Genomic DNA, 17,499 nt, shown 5'->3' with positions numbered 1-17,499 from the left:
TCCTCAGGGTGTGAAGCCCAGGTCGCCGGTGCCGTCCAGGAAGTCGCCCAGGTGGGTCAGGTCGGCGAGGGTCTTTCCGTCGTCCTGCATGGCCTTCTTCAGCGCCTCCTCGCGGTCGCGCAGGACCGCACCCGCGGCGAACACCGCGCCGACCCGGTCGGCGGGAAGCAGCAGGAAACCGTCCGGGTCACCGAACAGCCAGTCGCCGGGGCGCACGGCCACGCCGGCCACCTCGACGGTCTGCGGCAGGTCGGTGACGCGTTGGCTGGTGGTGCGCGCCGACACGAATGTCACCTGCGTGGAGAAGACCGGCATGTCGATGGCGGCGAGGTCGGTCAGGTCGCGTACGGCGCCGTCGACCACGATTCCGCCGAGCCGCTGCACCGCCGCGGAGGTGAGGAAGATGTCGCCGACGATCGCCTCGGAGCGCGTGACGGTGTTGTGGATGAACAGCACGTGCCCGGGCGGTGTCTGGGCCAGTGCCTGCAGCGCCGGGAGCATGTCGTCGGTCGTGGCCACGGGGAAGACCGGCCCGCAGATGCGTGGCCGGCCGTTGCGCGGCACCGCCGGCAGGTGCAGCGGCACCACGAACTCGGGCGCGGCGTCCGCGAGCTGGGCGCAGCCGACGGTCGCGAAGCGACGACGGATCCGGTCGATGTGTCCCTCGTCGGTGGGCCGCTGCTCGGTGACGGTCATACCCGTTCTTCCGTTCCGGCGACGACGTCGTACAGGCCGCGGAGGGTGTAGAAGGTCTCCAGCTCGTGGTCGGCGAGATCGACCGCCACCCCGGTGGTCTCCTCGACGAAGACGATCATCCGGATCATCGAGAAGGAGTTGACCAGCCCGAGATCGAACAAGTTGTCGTCCGGATCGATGTCGGCGGGCGGGGGGTTCGTGCCCGCCTCGGAAGCGGTTCGGGTCAGGAACCCGACCACCTCACGGTAGAACTGTTCTCGTTCCATCTGCTGCCTCCCGGTCATCCGTTGAGTACGTTCCACAGCGTGTCCACGCCGGCGCGCAGTTGATCAGCCGGCACCGTCAGCGGCGGTGCGATCCGGATCCGTTCACCGTGCCGGCCACCGGCGAACACCAGGACGCCCGCCTCGAAGGCGGCCGCCACCAACGCACGGCTGGTCCGTTCGGTCGGGCGGAAGGACAGCGCCGGGCCGGTGACGTGCACCTCGTCGGCGAGTCCGGCGGCGGCGAGCCGGTCGGCCAGATCCCGCAGCGGACGCTCGACGGCGGCTGCCATAGCGGCGACGTCGTGACTGTCGAGATAGGCCGCGACCGCGATCGCCGCGGCCGGGCCCATGGTCCCGGTCTGGAAGGTGTGCGCCAGGTAGACGGCCGCCGCGTCCCGCTCCAGGTGCTGCTTGTAGACCACGGCGGAGAGCGGGTACATCCCGTTGGTAAGTGACTTGCTGAACAGCACCACGTCCGGGTCGAGGCCGGCGGTGGTGGACGGGCTGAAGGGGCCGTGCCGGTGGAAGCCGCACTGGATCTCGTCGGAGATCAGCAGCACCCCGGCCGAGCGCGCCGACTCGGAGAGCCGGCGCAGCCAGTCGACGTCGAGCGGCACGTAGCCGTTGGCACCCTGCACCGGTTCGTAGATGACGCAGGAGACGCCGGACCAGTCCTCGGGCACCTCCCCGGGAGTGAGGTGCCCGACCTCGGTGTCGAGCAACTCGACGAAGCCGGTGTCCTGCAGGGAGAACTCCCGCTGGACGGTGGTGACGGCGGCCGCGTCGACGCCCAGCCCGTGGAAGGCGCCTCGGACGCCCAGCACCCGGCCGGGACGGTGCCGGCGGGCCAGGGCCAACGCGGTGGAGACCGCGAAACTGCCACCGATCTGGAACAGGACCCGCCGATCGGCGGTGCCACCGAGTCGGCGGCACAGCCAACGCGCGACCAGTTCGGCGTCGGCCGTCTGGAACGGGGCGGCGAGGTCCGACGGCCGTCGCATCGCCGCCACGATGGCCGGATTGCGGTGGCCGAAATTGACCGCGGCGAACGCGGACATGAAGTCGGTGCAGGACCGTTGCCGCCCGGCCGGGTCCGCCAGCCGGAGCGTCGCGTTCTCCGCGTCGACGAGCAGGAACCGGCCTGGTAGGACGCCGCCTTCGTCGAGCCGGCTGAGGTATGAGGTGGTCTCACGGTCCAGTACGGCGTTGCTCACAGGCTCAAACTCCTCGAAGAGGTCCCGGACGCAGTGGCACGCGGCGACGCGTGGATGCCGGCGACGCTGAAGGTCAGCAACCGGCGGACGGGCTCAGCGGGACCCGATGGTCCGCAGCTGGGCAGGGCACGTTGGCCGGCTGAGGTCGACGCAGAGCTTGGGCCGCACCCGACGCCGGCGCGGATTGCGCGCCTGGCCGGTGCTAGGAGATGACCGCCCGTTATGAACGCGAAGTCGTGGTGTTTCCCCCGAACCACCCGAACACGCGACAGACGCTAGACCAACCCGGCGCGTACGGTCAACCGAAATGCTGTCGCATTTCCGCGGTCTCTTCGGTTCGCTGAGCGCCTTCGTGGTGGCCGTCTCCGCACCACCGCCTTTTCGAGATCAGGATGGACTGCCGCGTCGCGGGCGGTTGGTTGCCGGCGCGGACTGCGTAGCGCCTTCCGGAAGTGTCCCGTTCCAGCATGCGGACACCGCAATGCTGGCAGAGCCACAGGTGAGAGGCGGATTGGCGGACAGCGAACGTCAGCAGCATTGACACCCGTCAGGCCGCTATCCCACCATGGGAGCGCGCCCACGGACGGCCATCGCTCGTCCGTGAGCGCAGATGTGCTGGTCGTCGATGGCAAACAGGCGACCGGTGCCGAACAACGGGGGTTTGCTGCGAACGCGTCGCGACGATCTCGTGGCCGGGTGTGCGTGCCTCCGTGTCGGTGAGCGCCACCCACTCTCCAACTCCGTTCTGACCGTCGTGCCTGCTCGGCCGTACGGGTCCGCGGTGAACGGCTGTGAGTTGTGCCCGATGAGGAGTTCGCGTGCCCATTGACAGTGCCAAACGGCAGGTTTGGCTCGTGCAGCAAGGCGTTTGGGACACGCCGATGGAATCCATGCCCCTCGCCGCCGGATACCTCAAGGCCACCGCGCTCGCCGACGAACGGATTGCGCGGGAAACCGAGATAGAGATTCGAAATTACCGGGGCGGGATGAAGCTTTCCGCGCTCTCCCAAGATCTATTCCGGGACGGCGCGCCCGATGTCCTGGCGTTCTCCGTGCTCGGCTGGAACTACCGCGAGTTCGGAGTCCTGGCCGAGACGTTCAAGCAGCTTCGCCCGGACGGCTGGGTGATCTTCGGAGGCACCCACGTGGCCAATCGGGCCCAGCGGACCTTCGCGATGGTTCCCGAGGTCGACGTGGTGGTCAACGGTGAGGGCGAGTTCGTCTTCACCGACCTGGTCACGGCCTACCTCGATGGGCGCTCGCCGCGGTCGCTGGGCGACATCGACGGAATCTCCTTCCAGGATCCGGACGGCGCGGTGGTGACCACACCGGACCGGCCGCGCCTGGAGGACCTGGACGTCATCCCGTCACCCCTGCTGACCGGAGCCATCCCGCTGCTCGACGACGCCGGTGAGTTCCGGTACGACGTCGCGCTGATGGAGACCAACCGGGGATGCCCGTACAAGTGCTCGTTCTGTTACTGGGGCGGCGCGGTCGGCCAGCGGGTGCGGGCCTTCTCCCGCCAGCGTCTCCGCGACGAGTTGGAGTTCCTCGCCCAGCACAAGGTGCACACGGTGGTGCTCTGCGACGCGAACTTCGGCATGCTGCCGATCGACGCCGAGTTCGTCGCGGACCTGCTGGAGATCCGTGAGCGCTACGGTTACCCGCGCACGCTGGAGACGTCCTGGGCCAAGAACAAGTCGAAGGTGTTCTACGAGATCGTCCGGGACATGAAGAACGCCGGGATGCGCAGCTCGTTCACCCTGGCCCTGCAGACCCTCTCCGACGACGCCCTCAAGCTGATGAACCGCCGCAACATGAAGGTCAACGACTGGCGCGACCTCGTCGAGTGGCTCAAGGCGGAGGAGTTGGACTGCTACGCGGAGCTGATCTGGGGAGCGCCGGGGGAGAGCCTGCAGTCGTTCCTGCGGGGGTACGACAGCCTCGCCGAGCACGTGTCCCGGATCGCGGTCTATCCGATGCTCCTGCTGCCGAACACCGAGTACTTCGACAAGAAGGAAGCCTACGGCTTCGTGACCGTCCGAGGTGACACCGACGACTTCGAGTACGTCCTGGCCCACCACACCATGCCGCTGCGGGAGAATCTCGAGGCCCGCCGGTTCATCTTCTACGCCCGGGTGCTGGCGGAGAACCTGGTGCTACGGCACGTCTGGGCACCGGCCCGGGTGTACGCCGGGCTCAGTCAGTCCACGTTGCTGCTGAACTTCGCCGACTGGTTGGAGCGCCAGGACGACACCGACTCGGCGCCGCTGCGGGAGGCCGCAGCCAATGCCGCCGCCGAGTTCGGCGCGGTCAGTCCGGCGCTGGTCTACATGTACGGCGACCCACGCGCCAAGACGGTGCTCAGCCGGTGGTGGCAGGAGGCGGTACGCCCGCTGGTGCCGGAATCGGCCCGCCGGTGCCTGGACGAGGCCTTCCGGTACGACATCGTCACCCAGCCCACCTGTGCCGAGCCGGGCAGCCCCGAGGCGGCCGGGTTGGACCTGGTCGACGTCGACGGCGAGGCGTTCCTGCGTGGCGCGCCGGTCGAGTTCGAGTTCGACGTGCCGCGCCTGGTGGAGGCGATCGGACGCGGCGACACGGTGCCGATCGAACCACGGCGGCTGGTCACCTCCTTCTACTACAAGGTGGGTTTTGCCGCGTTCGTGGCCACCACGAATCACGAACAGTCGGCCTACTTCCTCGGCCGGCCGGAGCGGGACGTCCTGGGCGGCCGGCTGGCCCAGGACGTGGCCGGATGACTCGAGCGATCGGAGAGACACATGGACCTGGGTATGCGGCACGTGACGCAGCTGACCGTCGGCACCTGGCAGGCGGAGGTGCTCTACACCCTCGCCGAGCTGGACGTCTTCACCGCGCTCGCCGACCAGCCGGCCACCGCGGCGGAACTGGCCACCGCCCGCGGATGGCACCCGGAAGCCACCGAGGCGGTACTCGACGCCGGCGTGGCACTGCGGTTGCTCAGCCGCACCGGAGCGGTGTACGCCAACACTGAGCTGTCCAGCCGGCTGCTCACCGGCGACACCGACGACTGCCTGGTCGAGTGGGTACGGACCATGGGCCGCTGGGCCCGGGCCTGGGCGCGGCTGACCGATGTGGTCCGCAACGGCGGGCCGGCCCTGGGCCACGACATCCGGCTGACCGAGGACCCGGCCTACCTCGCCGACCTGGAGGTCGGCTTCTTCCGGTACGCCACCCGACTCGCCGAGGAACTGGCGGTGTGCGTACCCGGCCCGCTGGAGGGTGCACTTGTCGATCTCGGCGGGGGCTGCGGTGCCTACTCGATGGCCCTGTGCCGGCGGCACCCCGGGCTCACCTCCGTCATCTGGGAACTGCCGGACGCGGTGCCGCTGGCCAGCAAGGTGATCGCCGAACACGGAATGGCCGACCGGGTCAGCGTGGTCGGACGCGACTACACCCGGGAGGAGTACGGCACCGGCCTCGCGGCTGTGCTCATGTCCAACATGCTGCACTCCGAGCGCCGGGAGACCGCCGCCGACATGCTCCGGCGGGCGCACCGTGCGCTCGCGCCGGGCGGCCGGCTGATCGTCAACGGCAACCTGCTCAACGAGGACCGCACCGGGCCCCTCTTCTCCGCGCTGCACAACGTCTCGTCGATGGTGCTGTGGGAGGGCGGACGGGACTTCAGCGTGGCCGAGCTCAGCCGGCTGATCATCGACAACGGCTTCGGTGAGCCTCAGGTGGAGCCGATCGCCGGGGCCTCGTCACACGTGCTGATCGCGCGCAAGCCGGAGTGACGGTGCTCCACGAACCGGTCGTCACCGATCCCACCGAGCTGTACCGGCTCCGCGACGGCGTGTACGCCGCCGACCTGCTCATCGTGGTCGTCGCGGAGCTGGACCTGTTCACCTGGCTCGACCGGTACGAGCGCGAGCACGACGACCCGGCCGGGGCCGAGCAGGTGTGCGGCGCGCATCAGCTCGACCTGCGGGCGGCCGACGTGACGATCACCTACCTCGTCGCGCGTGGGTTGCTGGCCCGCGTCGGCGACCGGATCGTGCCGACCAGGGTCGCCCGGGAGCATCTGGTCGCCGGCTCGCCGTACGACCTGCGGGCCTACTACGCCTCGCTGCGGGAGCGGCCCACCTGCCGGGACCTGCTCGCGGTCCTTCGTTCCGGACGCCCCGCGGCGTGGGCCGGTGCCGGCGGCCAAGAGGCGTGGTCGGACCGGCTGGCGTCGCCGGAGTTCGCCGCGTCGATCACGGCCGCGATGGACGCGCGGGGCGCCTACCTGGGCCCGGCCCTGGCCGAGGCGATCGCGGACCTGCCCGCCCGCGCGGTCCTGGATGTGGGCGGTGGCTCCGGGATCTACGGCTCGGCGCTGGTGCAGCGACTGCCCGGCCTGCGGGTCGATGTCCTCGAACGGCCGCCGGTGGACGGCGTCGCCCGCACTCTGCTGGCCACGCGCGGCTACGCGGACCGGGTCGGTGTCGTGCCCGGCGACATGTTCGCCGGCCTGCCCGGTGAGTACGACGCCCACCTGTACTCGCACGTGCTGCACGACTGGGGAGCCGGCGAGATCCGCCGGCTCCTGGCGAACTCGGCCGCCGCCCTGCCGCCGGGCGGTTGGGTGGTGGTGCACGACACCCACATCAATGACGACCGATCAGGGCCTTTGCCGGTGGCGGAGTACTCGGTGCTGCTCATGCACTCGACCCCCGGCAAGTGCTGGTCCGTGGCGGAGCTGCGGGCAATGTTCGCCGAGACCGGCTTCGACTACGTGGATTGTCGGCCGACCGCAGCCGATCGCACCGCCGTCATCGGCCGGCGGGCCCGTCGATGACCGAGAGGAAGTTGGTGGCCGTGTCTCCCACCCTGACCGAACGCGTACGCGGTTGGACGCGACCGACCCGGGAACGGTGGTCGGCCATCTTCCGGCTGCTGCCCCGGGCCGGTGCCGGAGTGATCATCGCCGCGGTCCTGCTCAACCTGCTGATCGGCGTACTGCCGATGGCATTCATCATCTGGACCGGCCGGGTACTCGGTGACCTTCCGGCCGTCGCCGGTGGTGCTCCGGAGGCCTGGCGCACCATCGTGCTCAGCCTGACGATCGCGGTGGCCGCCTTCGTTCTCCAGCAGATGCTGGTGCCGTTCCAGTCGGCTCTGGGGGAGGTGGTGATCCGGCGGGTGGACGGCTTCTGTGCCGGGCGGCTGGGCCGCGCGGCCCTTGCCGAAGCCCCGATCGCGGTGCTCGAGCGGCCCGACATCAGCGGCCTGCTCGGTGAGGCGCGGGGCGGCTACGACCGGGTGCTGCCCACGCCGGGCGACGCGGTCGCGGGCGCGTTGGCGTTGATCGCGCGGTACAGCCAGCTCACCGGTGCGGTCGTCCTGGTGGGGTTCGTGCTCTCGGTACCCGCCGCGCTGCTGATCGGGGCGACCGCGTTGATCGTCCGGTACGGCCAGCGCGGTTCCCTCGGCCGCTTCGGCGCACTCTGGGTCAGTCTGCTGTCGAGCCGGCAGCGGGTGATGTATCTCCGCTCCTTCGGTACCAGCATCAAGGTGGCCAAGGAGATGCGGATGTTCGGGCTGCTGGACTGGTACCAGCGCCGGCATCGGGCCGACTCGCGCTCCTACCTGGATCCGCTGTGGGTCGGCCGCCGCCGGATCCTGCTGCGCCCGTTCCTCGCGTACGCCGCCGTCGCGCTTGTCGGCGGCGCGACCGTGTTGTATTGGCTGGCCGGGGCCGCCGGTAGCGGCACGCTGACGCTGACCCAGTTGGGTATCGCCATTCAGGGTGTGCTGATCCCGATCCGGTTCGGGGTGTTCTTCCCGGAGTCGGACGTGCAGACCCAGTACGGCATGCAGGCGTACCAGGCGTTGACCACGTTCGAGCGGACCGCCGCCGAGGGCCGGGCCGGCGTCGCCGGTGACCGGCCGGTGCCGGCCGGGCCGGTCGGCCGGATCCGGTTCGACGACGTGGTGTTCCGGTACGGCGAGGCCGGCAGCCCGGTGCTCGACGGTGTCTCCTGCACCCTGCCGGCCGGGCGTAGCACCGCCATCGTCGGGCTCAACGGTGCCGGCAAGACCACGCTGGTCAAGCTGCTGGCCCGGCTCTACGACCCGACCAGCGGCGCGATCTCGGTCGACGGCGTCGACCTGCGCCAGTATTCACCGCGGGACTGGCAACAGCGCCTCGCCGTCATCTTCCAGGACTACGTGCACTACGAGCTGGACGCGGCGGCCAACATCGGCCTGGGTGCGGCGGACCACCTCGACGATCGGGAAGGTCTGCTCGCCGCCGCCCGCCGGGCGGGAGCCGAGGAAGTGATCGACGCCCTGCCGCACGGCCTGGACACGATCCTGTCCCGACAGTACGCGGGCGGCACCGACCTCTCCGGGGGCCAGTGGCAGCGGATTGCCCTGGCCCGGGCGCTGTTCGCGGTGCGGCACGGCGCGTCCGTCCTGGTGCTCGACGAACCCACGGCCCAGCTCGACGTCCGCGCGGAGGTCGAGTTCTACGACCGGTTCCTCGAGCTGACCCGCGGACTCACCACGGTGATCATCTCGCACCGGTTCTCGACCGTACGACGCGCCGACCAGATCATCGTCCTGGACGGTGGGCGGGTCACCGAGCAGGGCAGCCACGACGAGCTGATGGCGGCCAGCGGCCAGTACGCCGAGCTGTTCCGGCTACAGGCGAGACGCTTCTCCGACGACGACGAGCCGGTCGTGGAGGTGACCGCATGATAGGGCTGCTGCGTACCGCCCGCTTCATGCTGGGCCTGGCGGCCCGCCTGGACCGTGGCCGGCTCATCCGGTCGGGCGTGTTGATGCTCCTGGGGTACGCCGCGACCCCGTTCATCGCACTGGGCCTGCGGGATCTCACCAACGCCGCGCTGAGCGGCGACGTCTCCGCAGCCACCATCGCCGCGCTGGTCGTCGCGGTGCTGCTCACCTTCGAGCTGATGCTGGGCCACTTCGCGCACCTGTCGTACTTCGAGGTCGGCGAGCTGGCCGAGGTGGCACTCAACGAGGAACTGCTACGGCACGTCAACGCGGGCCACGGACTGGAACGGGTGGACGACCCGGAGTTCGCCGACGGCGTGACGATGGTGCAGGAGGAACTGGTCCGCACCCGGGTCGCGCTGGAGGCGGTGCTGCAGCTCGGCGGCCTGTTGCTTCAGGTTCTCGTCACGACCGTCGTGCTGGCGATGCTGAACCCGTGGTTGCTCCTGCTGCCCGTCGCGGCTCTTGCGCCGGTGTTCATCGGCAAGCGGGCCCAGGCGACCATCGACGCCGCCAAGGAGAACGCCGCGGAAACCACCCGCCAGGCACGGCACCTGCTGGAACTGGCCACCACTCCGGCCGCGATCAAGGAGATCCGCCTGTTCCACGGCGAACAGGAACTGCTGCACCGGCACGAACGGGCCTGGTCGGCCTCGACCCGACTGCTCTGGCGGGCGCACCGCCGGGCGGCGACGCTGCGTTCCGCCGGTCAGTCGGTGTTCGCGCTGGCGTACGGCGGCGCGGTGGTGCTGATCATCTCCCAGGTACGCGACGGGCGAGCCGACGTGGGCGACGTGGTCCTGGTGATCACCCTGGCGGTGCAGGTGGCGGTGCAGGTGGCGAGCGCCCTCAACCTGCTCGCGCTGTTGCAGGGCGTCGGCAGGACGGTGGCGCGGCTGACCCGGCTGCGCCGCTCGGCCGGCGGAGCGACCAAGGTGGACGCGGCGTCGTCCACGGTGCCGGAGCGCCTGAACGACGGCATCGTGCTGGACAACGTCAGCTTCCACTACCCGGGAACGGACCGACTCGTGCTCCGCGACATCAACCTGCGGTTGCCGGCCGGGGGATCGGTTGCCATCGTCGGTGAGAACGGCGCCGGCAAGAGCACACTGGTCAAGCTCCTCTGCGGGCTGTACCAGCCGGTGTCCGGGCGGATCCTGCTGGACCACAGCGACCTGTCCGACGTGCCGGACGAAGAATGGCGAAAGCGGGTGGCCCCGCTGTTCCAGGACTTCGCACGCTTCGAACTGCTGGTGCGGGAGAGCGTCGGGCTCGGTGACGTGACGCGCGTCGACGACCGCGACGCGATCGCCGACGCCGTCGACCGGGCCGAGGCCGGCGGCGCGGTGGCCGCGGTACCCGGCGGCCTGGACGGCCTGCTCGGGAAGGGGTACGGCGACGGCGCGGAACTCTCCGGCGGTCAGTGGCAACGGCTCGGGCTGGCCCGGACGATGATGCGCGACCGACCGCTGCTGCTGGTCCTCGACGAGCCGGCGGCGGCCCTGGACGCGGCCGCCGAACACGCCATCTTCGAGCGGTACCGGGACTCCGCCGGCCGGGTGGGTGCGGTCAACGGCGGCGTCACGCTTTTCGTGTCGCACCGGTTCTCCACCGTACGCATGGCGGATCTGATCGTCGTGCTCGACGGTGGTCGGGTGGCCGAGAGCGGCAGCCACGCCGAGCTGATGGCGCGCGGCGGTCTGTACGCGGAGCTGTTCGGCATGCAGGCGCGGGTGTCCACGTGACCGCGCCGATGACCGTGCCGTTCGCCGGCACCCGTACCGCCGAGGCGGCGTTGAGCTGGGGGCAGGAGTCGATCTGGCGGACCGTACGCTGGCTCGACGAGGACGACCCGTACTTCAACATCCCGTACGTCCTGCCGATCGACGGCGACCCCGACCTGGACCGGGTCGGTGACGCGCTGCGCCGGCTGGTGGAGCGGCACGAGGCGCTGCGCACCACGATCACGGACACCCCGGACGGCGCCCGACAGACCGTCGTGGCGGCCGGCGAGCTCGTCGTCGACGTGCACGAGGCCGGCGACGACGCGTCGCAGGTGGCGCAGCAGGTCGCCGCCGACCTCGCGGCTCGCGCCTTCCGGTACGCCGAGGAGTTGCCCTTCCGCTGCGCGGTGGTGCTCCGCGACGGAGTGGCCACCCAGTTGGCGCTGGCCCTGTCGCACCTGGCCGTGGACGCCTGGTCGATCCGGGTGCTCACCGACGACTGGGCCGCCCTGGTCGCCGGCGCCGACCCCGGTGACGTGCCGACGCAGCCGCTGGACCGGGTGGCGTTCGAACGCGACGGTGCCGGGGTCGGCCGGGGAGCCGAGTCGGTCGAGTACTGGGCCCGGACGCTGGCACAGGCACCACGGACGCTGTTCGACTTCCCGCCACGGGAACCGGAGACGTTGCGGTTCGTCCGGGTCGGCATGGAGTCGCCGGCCCTGGCGGTGGCCGCCACGGAACTCGCCCACCGGTGGGGGGTGAGCACGGCCAGCGTGCTGACCGTGGCGTGTGGCGTCCTGCTCGGGGTGCACACCGGCCACGACCGCGTCGCACTTCAGCTCATCGTCGCCAACCGGCACGACCGGCGGTTCCGCACCATGGTCGGCCCGGCGGCCCAGGACGGCCTGCTCCTGCTCGATCTGGACGGGGACTCCTTCGCCGACACCGTGCGGCGGGGCCACATGCAGGCGATGGCGGCGTACCGGTACGGGCACTACGATCCGGCGGCCGTTCGCCAGCTGCGGGAACAGGCCGGCCTGGCCCGGGGCGCCCCGATGGACCTGTCCGCCTACTTCAACGACATCCGGGCCTCCGGTGCCTGGCCCCGGCTGCCGGCCGCGCCCGACGGCCCGCGCAGTCTCAGCTCGCGGACCCGCACCTTCGTGGTCGGTTCGCACGCCAAGGTGGACGCCAAGGCGTTCTTCGCCACCGGCGCGGCCCCCGACACCGGCCAGCTGTACCTGCTCGCGGACACCGCACACCTGGCCCGCGACACGGCGTTCGCCCTGCTGCGCGCCGCCGAGGAGATCCTGGTCACCGCCGTGGAGGCCGACGATCTGCGGATCTCCGACCTCGCCGCGGTCGCCGGGCTCACCGTGGTACGACGCGGGCCCGGCTGGACCCGCAGCGGTCCGGACTGGGTACGCCTCGAAGCGCCCACCGGAGCACCGCAGGACACACCCGAGATCGTGCAGAGGTCTTCAACCACCGGAGGCGCCGTATGACCGCTGTGACCGAACTGACCTGGGACGACGAGATGCGGACCGCGGTGGACCGCCTCACCCACACCGCCGAGGAGAACTACTACAACCCTTACCAGACGTTCGAGTGGCCGGATCACATCGACGAGGGCATTCCGTGGATGAGTGCCGACCTGATGACCGTGCACGGCACCGAGGCGGCCGCCGACCTGTCGCCGGCGCAGCGACTGGCGCTGTCCAAGTGGGAGAGCATCCACTTCTACAGCCTGAACGTGCACGGCATCCGGGACCTCATGACGGAGGTCGTGGCGCGGATACACACTCCCGGATTCGAGATCCCCACCCCGTTCTTCCATCACTTCCTCGGTGAGGAGAACGAGCACATGTGGTTCTTCGCCGAGTTCTGCCTGCGCTACGGCGGGAAGATCTATCCGGACCGGACGATGGCCTTCCCCCGCGAGCCGGCCAGCCCGGTCGTCGACCACTTCATCGTGTTCAGCCGGATCCTGATCTTCGAGATCATCGTCGACTACTTCAACAGCCGGATGGCGGCCGACGCCACCCTGCCGGAGACGATCCGGGCCATCAACCGGGTGCACCACCAGGACGAGTCACGGCACATCGCGTTCGGCTGCCACCTCGTCCGGGTCCTGTTCGACCGGTTGCAGGCCACCTGCGAGCCCGCCGAGGTGGAGCAGGCCCGCCGGTACGTGGCCCGGTACATCGAATCCTCACTGCACCAGATGTACAGCGTGGACGCCTACCGGGACGCGGGTATCGACCGGCCCGCGGCGTTCCGGCAGCGACTGTTGGCCGACCCGGGACGCCGGGCGGTGCACGACGCCTTCGCCGGGCGCGCGTACAGCTTCTACCGACGGATCGGGGTGCTGGCATGACCGCGGGCCCGACCGAAGCCCACCCGGGCACCGTGCCGGCGTTGCGCGACCCCGGCCCCGGGTTGATCGTGCTCGACCCCGACCAGGCTCGGCTCTTCCACCTCCTCGACGGGCTCTTCGTCGAGGTGGCGGACCGGTTCGGCGCCGCACCCGTGGTCGGGCCGCCGCTACTGCCGGCGGCGGACCTCGCCCGACTCGACTACTTCCGCAACTTCCCGCACCTGGGCGTGCTGGCCGCCCGCCTGACCCCCGAGGCGACCGCCGAGGCCGCCGCCGGTGCCGACCCCACCGCGCTGACCGCCGTGCCGACCGGCTACCTCCTACCCTCCGCGACCTGCTACGGGCTGCTCACCGCCATGACGGGCGTACGCCTCGACGCCCCGGTACGGCTGACCGCGACCGGCCGGTGTTTCCGCAACGAGGAGCGGTTCGAGGGCCTGCGTCGGCTCTGGGGCTTCCACATGCGGGAGATCCTGTTCGTCGGGGACCAGGACGGTGCCGCCGGGCACCTGGACGTCTCCCGCGAGATGATCCTCGACCTCGCGAACCGGCTCGGCGTGCCGGTGACGGTGGAGGCCGCCAACGACCCGTTCTACGACCGGACCGGATCCCGGGCCCGGCTGGCCATGCTGGACCCGGTCAAGCACGAGTTCGTCACCGTGGACGGCACCGCCATCGCCTCGGTGAACCGGCACCGCAACTTCTTCGGTGAGCGGCTCGACATCCGGATCGGTGCCGACAACGCGTACAGCTCGTGCACCGCCTTCGGGGTCGAACGCTGGGTTCACGCGATGGTGTGCGCGCACGGGTCGGTGCGGGCCGCGCTCGCGGTCGCGGAGCGGGCCAGTGGCTGACGTCCCGGGCAGCGTCGGCGTGCTCGGCGTCCGGCTGCCTCTGGTGCAGGCCGGCATGGGCGGGGTGACCGGCCCCGCCCTGGCCGCTGCCGTGGCCGAAGCCGGTGCGTTGGGCACGGTGGCGCTGTACCGCTTCGCCCCGGCTGCCGCCGCCGCGCTGGTCCGCCGCACGGCGGAGAGCACTGCGGCCACCTTCGGCGTCAACGTGATCCCGGAGGTCGCCGGCGCGACGCTGCCCACGCAGATCGCCGCGGTGCTGGACGCTGCCGACCGCAAACTGGTGATCAACGTGTACGGCCTGCCGCCGTCGTGGCTGATACCCCGGGTGCACGACGCGGGGCACACCGTGCTCGTCCAGGTCGGGTCCGCCGCCGACGCGCAGCGGGCGGTGGCGGATGGCGCCGACGTGCTCGCCTTGCAGGGCGTCGAGGCCGGCGGACATCATCTGGGGGACCGGCCGGTCGCCGAGCTGCTGACCGAGGTGCTTGACCGCGGCGTGCCGGTGCCGGTGCTGGCCGCCGGTGGTATCCAGCGCGCCGACCAGGTCGCGGAGCACCTACGGGCCGGCGCGAGTGGATGCCTGTGCGGCACGGCGTTCGTGGTCGCGGCGGAGGCGACCGCGCATCCGGACTACCAGGCCGCCATCGTCGGCGCCGGCGACGACGCGACCACCGTCACCGACCGGTTCGCGATCGGCTGGCCGGGCCGCCGGCATCGGGTGCTGCGCTCGGCCGTCACGCAAGCGGCGGAACCGCCGGCCGGCCGGTTCGTCGCCTGGACCACGGTCACCGGCCGGCGGTTGCCGGTGCCGTGCGGGTCCGCTGCCGTGCCGACCGTCGAGACGCAGGGCCGGATCGCCGAGATGGCCCGCTACGCGGGTACCGGCTCACGCTGGGTGACGGCGGTGGAGCCGGCCGCGCAGATCGTGTCACGCCTGACGGGAACGCCGGCCACCGGTGAACCCGTCGCCCGGGTCGGGGGTGCGCCGTGACCCGCACCGCGTCGCCGGGTTCACCGGACGGTCGGGACCTGGCGGGCCGAGGTCCGCAGCGTGGGGATCTGCCGGACCCGGATCTCGACGGTCGCGGTCCGGGCGGCGGCCCTGCCGAGGCACTGCGCCGGCTGGTCGGCGGTGCACCGGACGTCGGCCTCGACCTGGTCGCGGTCGAGCGGGTCCGGCGGGCGATCGACGACCACGGCGACCGCTGGCTGGCCGACATGTTCACCGGGCCGGAACTGCAGCAGTTGCGACTCGTCCGCGGCGACCTACCCGAACGGGCGGCCGGCCGGGTCGCCGCCAAGGAGGCGGTCGTCAAGGCGTTGCGCCCGGACGACCTCGTGGCCTGGCACGACATCGAGGTGCTGCGGCTGCCGCACGGCGCTCCAGTCGTGCGGTTGTCCGGCCGGGCCGGCCGGCACGCCGAGCACCGCGGCGTGCGGTCGGTTGCGGTGAGCATCACCCATCAGGACGGCTGGGCCGCCGCGATCGCGGTGGCCGGGTCCGCTGACCCCGACTCGATCGAGGAGTACCCACATGGATGAGATCCGCGAGTGGATCCGGAGCAGGAACCCGTCGCTGACCGGCGACATCGGTGAGGACGACGACCTCATCGAGGCACGCTTGATCGATTCGCTGGACTTCCTGGACTTCGTCTACCTCCTGGAGGAGGTCTCCGGCAGTCCGATCGACCTGCAGCAGTTGAGCGTCGACGACTTCCGGACACTGGGGCGGATCCGCAAGCGGTTCCTGCCGGCCGAATGAGGCCCGCCGCACGGGGGGACGACAAAATGCCGGATTGCCTTCTCGTCAGGGTGTCGGACGAACGGACCGTCGAGGCGGAAGCGACCTGGGGGCAGCGGGCCATCTGGTCCTGCATCCAGTTCATGGGGGAGCACGATCCGTACTTCAACGCGGGGCGGGTTCTGCCGGTGCCGCAGCGGTGCGGTCTGACCGACGTCGCCGAGGCGCTCGGTGAACTGCTCCGCCGGCACGAGACCCTGCGGACCGTGTTCGAGTTCGCTGACTCGACCCTGCGGCAGACGGTGCAGGGCTGCGGCGAGCTGCCGGTCGCGGTGGAGCCGTTGTCCACCGCCGGACACGCGTCGGCGGACGCGGCCGCCTGGACGCGGATGTACCAACTCGCCGGCCTGGTGTTGCCGGTGCACGAGTGGCCGGTACGGATCGCGGTGCTGACCGAGGACGACCGACCGCGGTTCGTGGCGGTGGTGTTCAGTCATCTGGCGGTCGACCACACCGGCGCCGACCTGGTCATGGCGGATCTCGCGGAGCTGTTGGCCGGGAAACGGCCGCCGCTTCCCGAGTGCCGGCCCGTCGACCAGGCCGCCTACGAGCGATCCGAGGCGGGGCAGGCCACGAGCGCGACAGCCCTGCGGCACTGGGCCCGTACCTTCCGGACCATTCCCGCCTCCATCTTCGACTACCGCACCCACGACACCGGCGAACACCGGTTCCGTCGGGTGATCATGTACAGCGAGGCGGTCACCGCCGCTGCCGCCGCTGCCGCCGTACGCCTGCGGGTCACCTCGTCAGCGGTGCTGCTGGCGGCGCAGGCTCTCGTGTTGGGCCGGTACACCGGCCACGACGTCGTGCCCGTGCAGCTCATCTGCGCCAACCGCGACGCGGAGCGGGAACGGCTGGTCGGCACGGTCGCCGGAGACGGCATAGTCCGGGTCGACCTGGCCCAGGACTCCTTCGCGCGGATCGTTCGGCGGACCTTCCTGGCAGGGGTGGGCGCGTACCGGTTCGGTTACTACGATCCCGAGGCGGCCTGGCACCTGAGGGCGGCGGAGCACCTCGCCCGTGGCGCGGTCCTGGGCATCGGCGTCTACTTCAACGACGTACGCGACAGCGTCCCGTCGGGTGTGCCGACCGACCCGGCGGACGAGCGGACGATACGCCGACTCGCCGCCGCCACGAGGATCGAGCAGGCCGGCGGTTGGGACCTGATGGACGCCCGGGTGTTCCTGACCGTGGCCACCGCCGGCGCGGCGACCCGGCTGTCGATGCTCTGTGACACCGCGTACGTGCCGACGGACGACATCGTCGCGCTCCTGCACGGCATCGAACGGGTGGTGATCGCCGCGGCGACCGACGACCTCACCGCGCAGCTGATCTCCGAGGCCGTGGGGGTGCCGTCGGTCGCACGCGGCCCGGACTGGGTGCGCGGCCCCGACGGATGGGTCGACCTGGCCGGCACCCGCGCACTGTGGCGCGACCTGCTTCCCGAGGGCGCCGTGGGCGGGGTCTTCCCGGACGAGGACCCGACCCTGACCGGTTCCGGGTTGGTCGGCTATCTCGCCGGGCCGCAGATCGGCGACCTCGGCGACCTGCACGAGATGTTCGTCGCCGCGCTCGGCGAGCGGACGGATGTACGCGCACCGTCCCGCTACGTCCGATGCGCCCACGGGCCGGATGATCCGGACGACCGGCTGGCGTGGGAGAAGTGCCCGGTGCTCGTCGAGGAGACGGGACGGCGGGCCGAGGGCACCACCGGTCGGCTCTCGGTCGATCCGGCGGTTCGTCGCGCGGCCTGGGTCGCGGCCGGCGCTGGTTGCTGACCGATCCGGGCCACGACCGGG

The 17,499-nt window shown here is 71.0% G+C and carries 15 protein-coding genes; 12 read left to right on the top strand and 3 right to left on the bottom strand.

Annotation, left to right across the window (positions count from 1 at the left end):
* Positions 1-3: 3 nt before the first annotated feature.
* The 3 genes from AB0J93_RS22780 to AB0J93_RS22770 are packed head-to-tail and all read right to left on the bottom strand — an operon-like array spanning position 4 to position 2,176.
* Positions 4-696, bottom strand: a complete 693-nt coding sequence (locus AB0J93_RS22780; protein ID WP_363924340.1) for an RraA family protein — start codon at positions 694-696, stop codon at positions 4-6.
* Positions 693-962 carry a phosphopantetheine-binding protein gene (locus tag AB0J93_RS22775; RefSeq protein WP_363924339.1) on the bottom strand — a complete coding sequence of 90 codons (270 nt, stop codon included), beginning with the start codon at positions 960-962 and terminating at the stop codon, positions 693-695. The genes AB0J93_RS22780 and AB0J93_RS22775 overlap by 4 nt, the downstream gene beginning before the upstream one ends.
* A 14-nt stretch (positions 963-976) precedes the next feature.
* A complete protein-coding gene (locus AB0J93_RS22770; RefSeq protein ID WP_363924338.1) occupies positions 977-2,176 on the bottom strand; it encodes an aminotransferase class III-fold pyridoxal phosphate-dependent enzyme in 1,200 nt (399 codons plus the stop codon).
* An 854-nt stretch (positions 2,177-3,030) separates the two neighbouring features.
* Here AB0J93_RS22770 and AB0J93_RS22765 point away from each other — a divergent pair.
* The 12 genes from AB0J93_RS22765 to AB0J93_RS22710 are packed head-to-tail and all read left to right on the top strand — an operon-like array spanning position 3,031 to position 17,478.
* A complete protein-coding gene (locus tag AB0J93_RS22765) occupies positions 3,031-4,938 on the top strand; it encodes a KedN5 family methylcobalamin-dependent radical SAM C-methyltransferase (RefSeq protein ID WP_363924337.1) in 1,908 nt (635 codons plus the stop codon).
* A gap of 21 nt (positions 4,939-4,959) precedes the next feature.
* Complete coding sequence (locus AB0J93_RS22760; RefSeq protein WP_363924336.1) at positions 4,960-5,955, top strand: methyltransferase; 996 nt, start codon at positions 4,960-4,962, stop codon at positions 5,953-5,955.
* Between the two features lie 2 nt (positions 5,956-5,957).
* Positions 5,958-7,001, top strand: coding sequence for a methyltransferase (locus AB0J93_RS22755; RefSeq protein WP_363924335.1), 1,044 nt, complete (start codon positions 5,958-5,960; stop codon positions 6,999-7,001).
* Between the two features lie 20 nt (positions 7,002-7,021).
* Positions 7,022-8,905: an ABC transporter ATP-binding protein gene (locus AB0J93_RS22750; protein ID WP_363924334.1), complete on the top strand. Its 1,884-nt coding sequence runs from the start codon at positions 7,022-7,024 to the stop codon at positions 8,903-8,905.
* Positions 8,902-10,689, top strand: a complete 1,788-nt coding sequence (locus AB0J93_RS22745) for an ABC transporter ATP-binding protein (protein WP_363924333.1) — start codon at positions 8,902-8,904, stop codon at positions 10,687-10,689. The genes AB0J93_RS22750 and AB0J93_RS22745 overlap by 4 nt, the downstream gene beginning before the upstream one ends.
* A complete protein-coding gene (locus tag AB0J93_RS22740; protein WP_363924332.1) occupies positions 10,686-12,173 on the top strand; it encodes a condensation domain-containing protein in 1,488 nt (495 codons plus the stop codon). The genes AB0J93_RS22745 and AB0J93_RS22740 overlap by 4 nt, the downstream gene beginning before the upstream one ends.
* A complete protein-coding gene (locus tag AB0J93_RS22735) occupies positions 12,170-13,045 on the top strand; it encodes a diiron oxygenase (RefSeq protein ID WP_363924331.1) in 876 nt (291 codons plus the stop codon). Before AB0J93_RS22740 ends, AB0J93_RS22735 begins: the two co-directional genes overlap by 4 nt.
* Complete coding sequence (locus AB0J93_RS22730) at positions 13,042-13,899, top strand: aminoacyl--tRNA ligase-related protein (RefSeq protein WP_363924330.1); 858 nt, start codon at positions 13,042-13,044, stop codon at positions 13,897-13,899. Before AB0J93_RS22735 ends, AB0J93_RS22730 begins: the two co-directional genes overlap by 4 nt.
* Positions 13,892-14,890 carry a nitronate monooxygenase gene (locus AB0J93_RS22725; RefSeq protein ID WP_363924329.1) on the top strand — a complete coding sequence of 333 codons (999 nt, stop codon included), beginning with the start codon at positions 13,892-13,894 and terminating at the stop codon, positions 14,888-14,890. The genes AB0J93_RS22730 and AB0J93_RS22725 overlap by 8 nt, the downstream gene beginning before the upstream one ends.
* A complete protein-coding gene (locus tag AB0J93_RS22720; RefSeq protein WP_363924328.1) occupies positions 14,887-15,441 on the top strand; it encodes a holo-ACP synthase in 555 nt (184 codons plus the stop codon). The genes AB0J93_RS22725 and AB0J93_RS22720 overlap by 4 nt, the downstream gene beginning before the upstream one ends.
* Positions 15,434-15,661 carry an acetyl xylan esterase gene (locus AB0J93_RS22715; RefSeq protein WP_093408987.1) on the top strand — a complete coding sequence of 76 codons (228 nt, stop codon included), beginning with the start codon at positions 15,434-15,436 and terminating at the stop codon, positions 15,659-15,661. The genes AB0J93_RS22720 and AB0J93_RS22715 overlap by 8 nt, the downstream gene beginning before the upstream one ends.
* 50 nt (positions 15,662-15,711) lie before the next feature.
* Positions 15,712-17,478, top strand: coding sequence for a condensation domain-containing protein (locus tag AB0J93_RS22710; RefSeq protein ID WP_363924327.1), 1,767 nt, complete (start codon positions 15,712-15,714; stop codon positions 17,476-17,478).
* The last annotated feature ends 21 nt before the right edge of the window (positions 17,479-17,499 follow it).

Source organism: Micromonospora sp. NPDC049374, from assembly GCF_040677165.1.
GTDB lineage: Bacteria > Actinomycetota > Actinomycetes > Mycobacteriales > Micromonosporaceae > Micromonospora.
This window is presented reverse-complemented; position numbering and strand designations above follow the sequence as displayed.

What these genes read in the sequence shown, in the direction of transcription:
- AB0J93_RS22715 (WP_093408987.1), top strand. Translation starts at nt 15,434, where the DNA reads ATGGATGAGATCCGCGAGTGGATCCGGAGCAGGAACCCGTCGCTGACC.
- AB0J93_RS22730 (WP_363924330.1), top strand. Translation starts at nt 13,042, where the DNA reads ATGACCGCGGGCCCGACCGAAGCCCACCCGGGCACCGTGCCGGCGTTG.
- AB0J93_RS22760 (WP_363924336.1), top strand. Translation starts at nt 4,960, where the DNA reads ATGGACCTGGGTATGCGGCACGTGACGCAGCTGACCGTCGGCACCTGG.
- AB0J93_RS22775 (WP_363924339.1), bottom strand. Translation starts at nt 962, where the DNA reads ATGGAACGAGAACAGTTCTACCGTGAGGTGGTCGGGTTCCTGACCCGA.
- AB0J93_RS22745 (WP_363924333.1), top strand. Translation starts at nt 8,902, where the DNA reads ATGATAGGGCTGCTGCGTACCGCCCGCTTCATGCTGGGCCTGGCGGCC.
- AB0J93_RS22735 (WP_363924331.1), top strand. Translation starts at nt 12,170, where the DNA reads ATGACCGCTGTGACCGAACTGACCTGGGACGACGAGATGCGGACCGCG.
- AB0J93_RS22780 (WP_363924340.1), bottom strand. Translation starts at nt 696, where the DNA reads ATGACCGTCACCGAGCAGCGGCCCACCGACGAGGGACACATCGACCGG.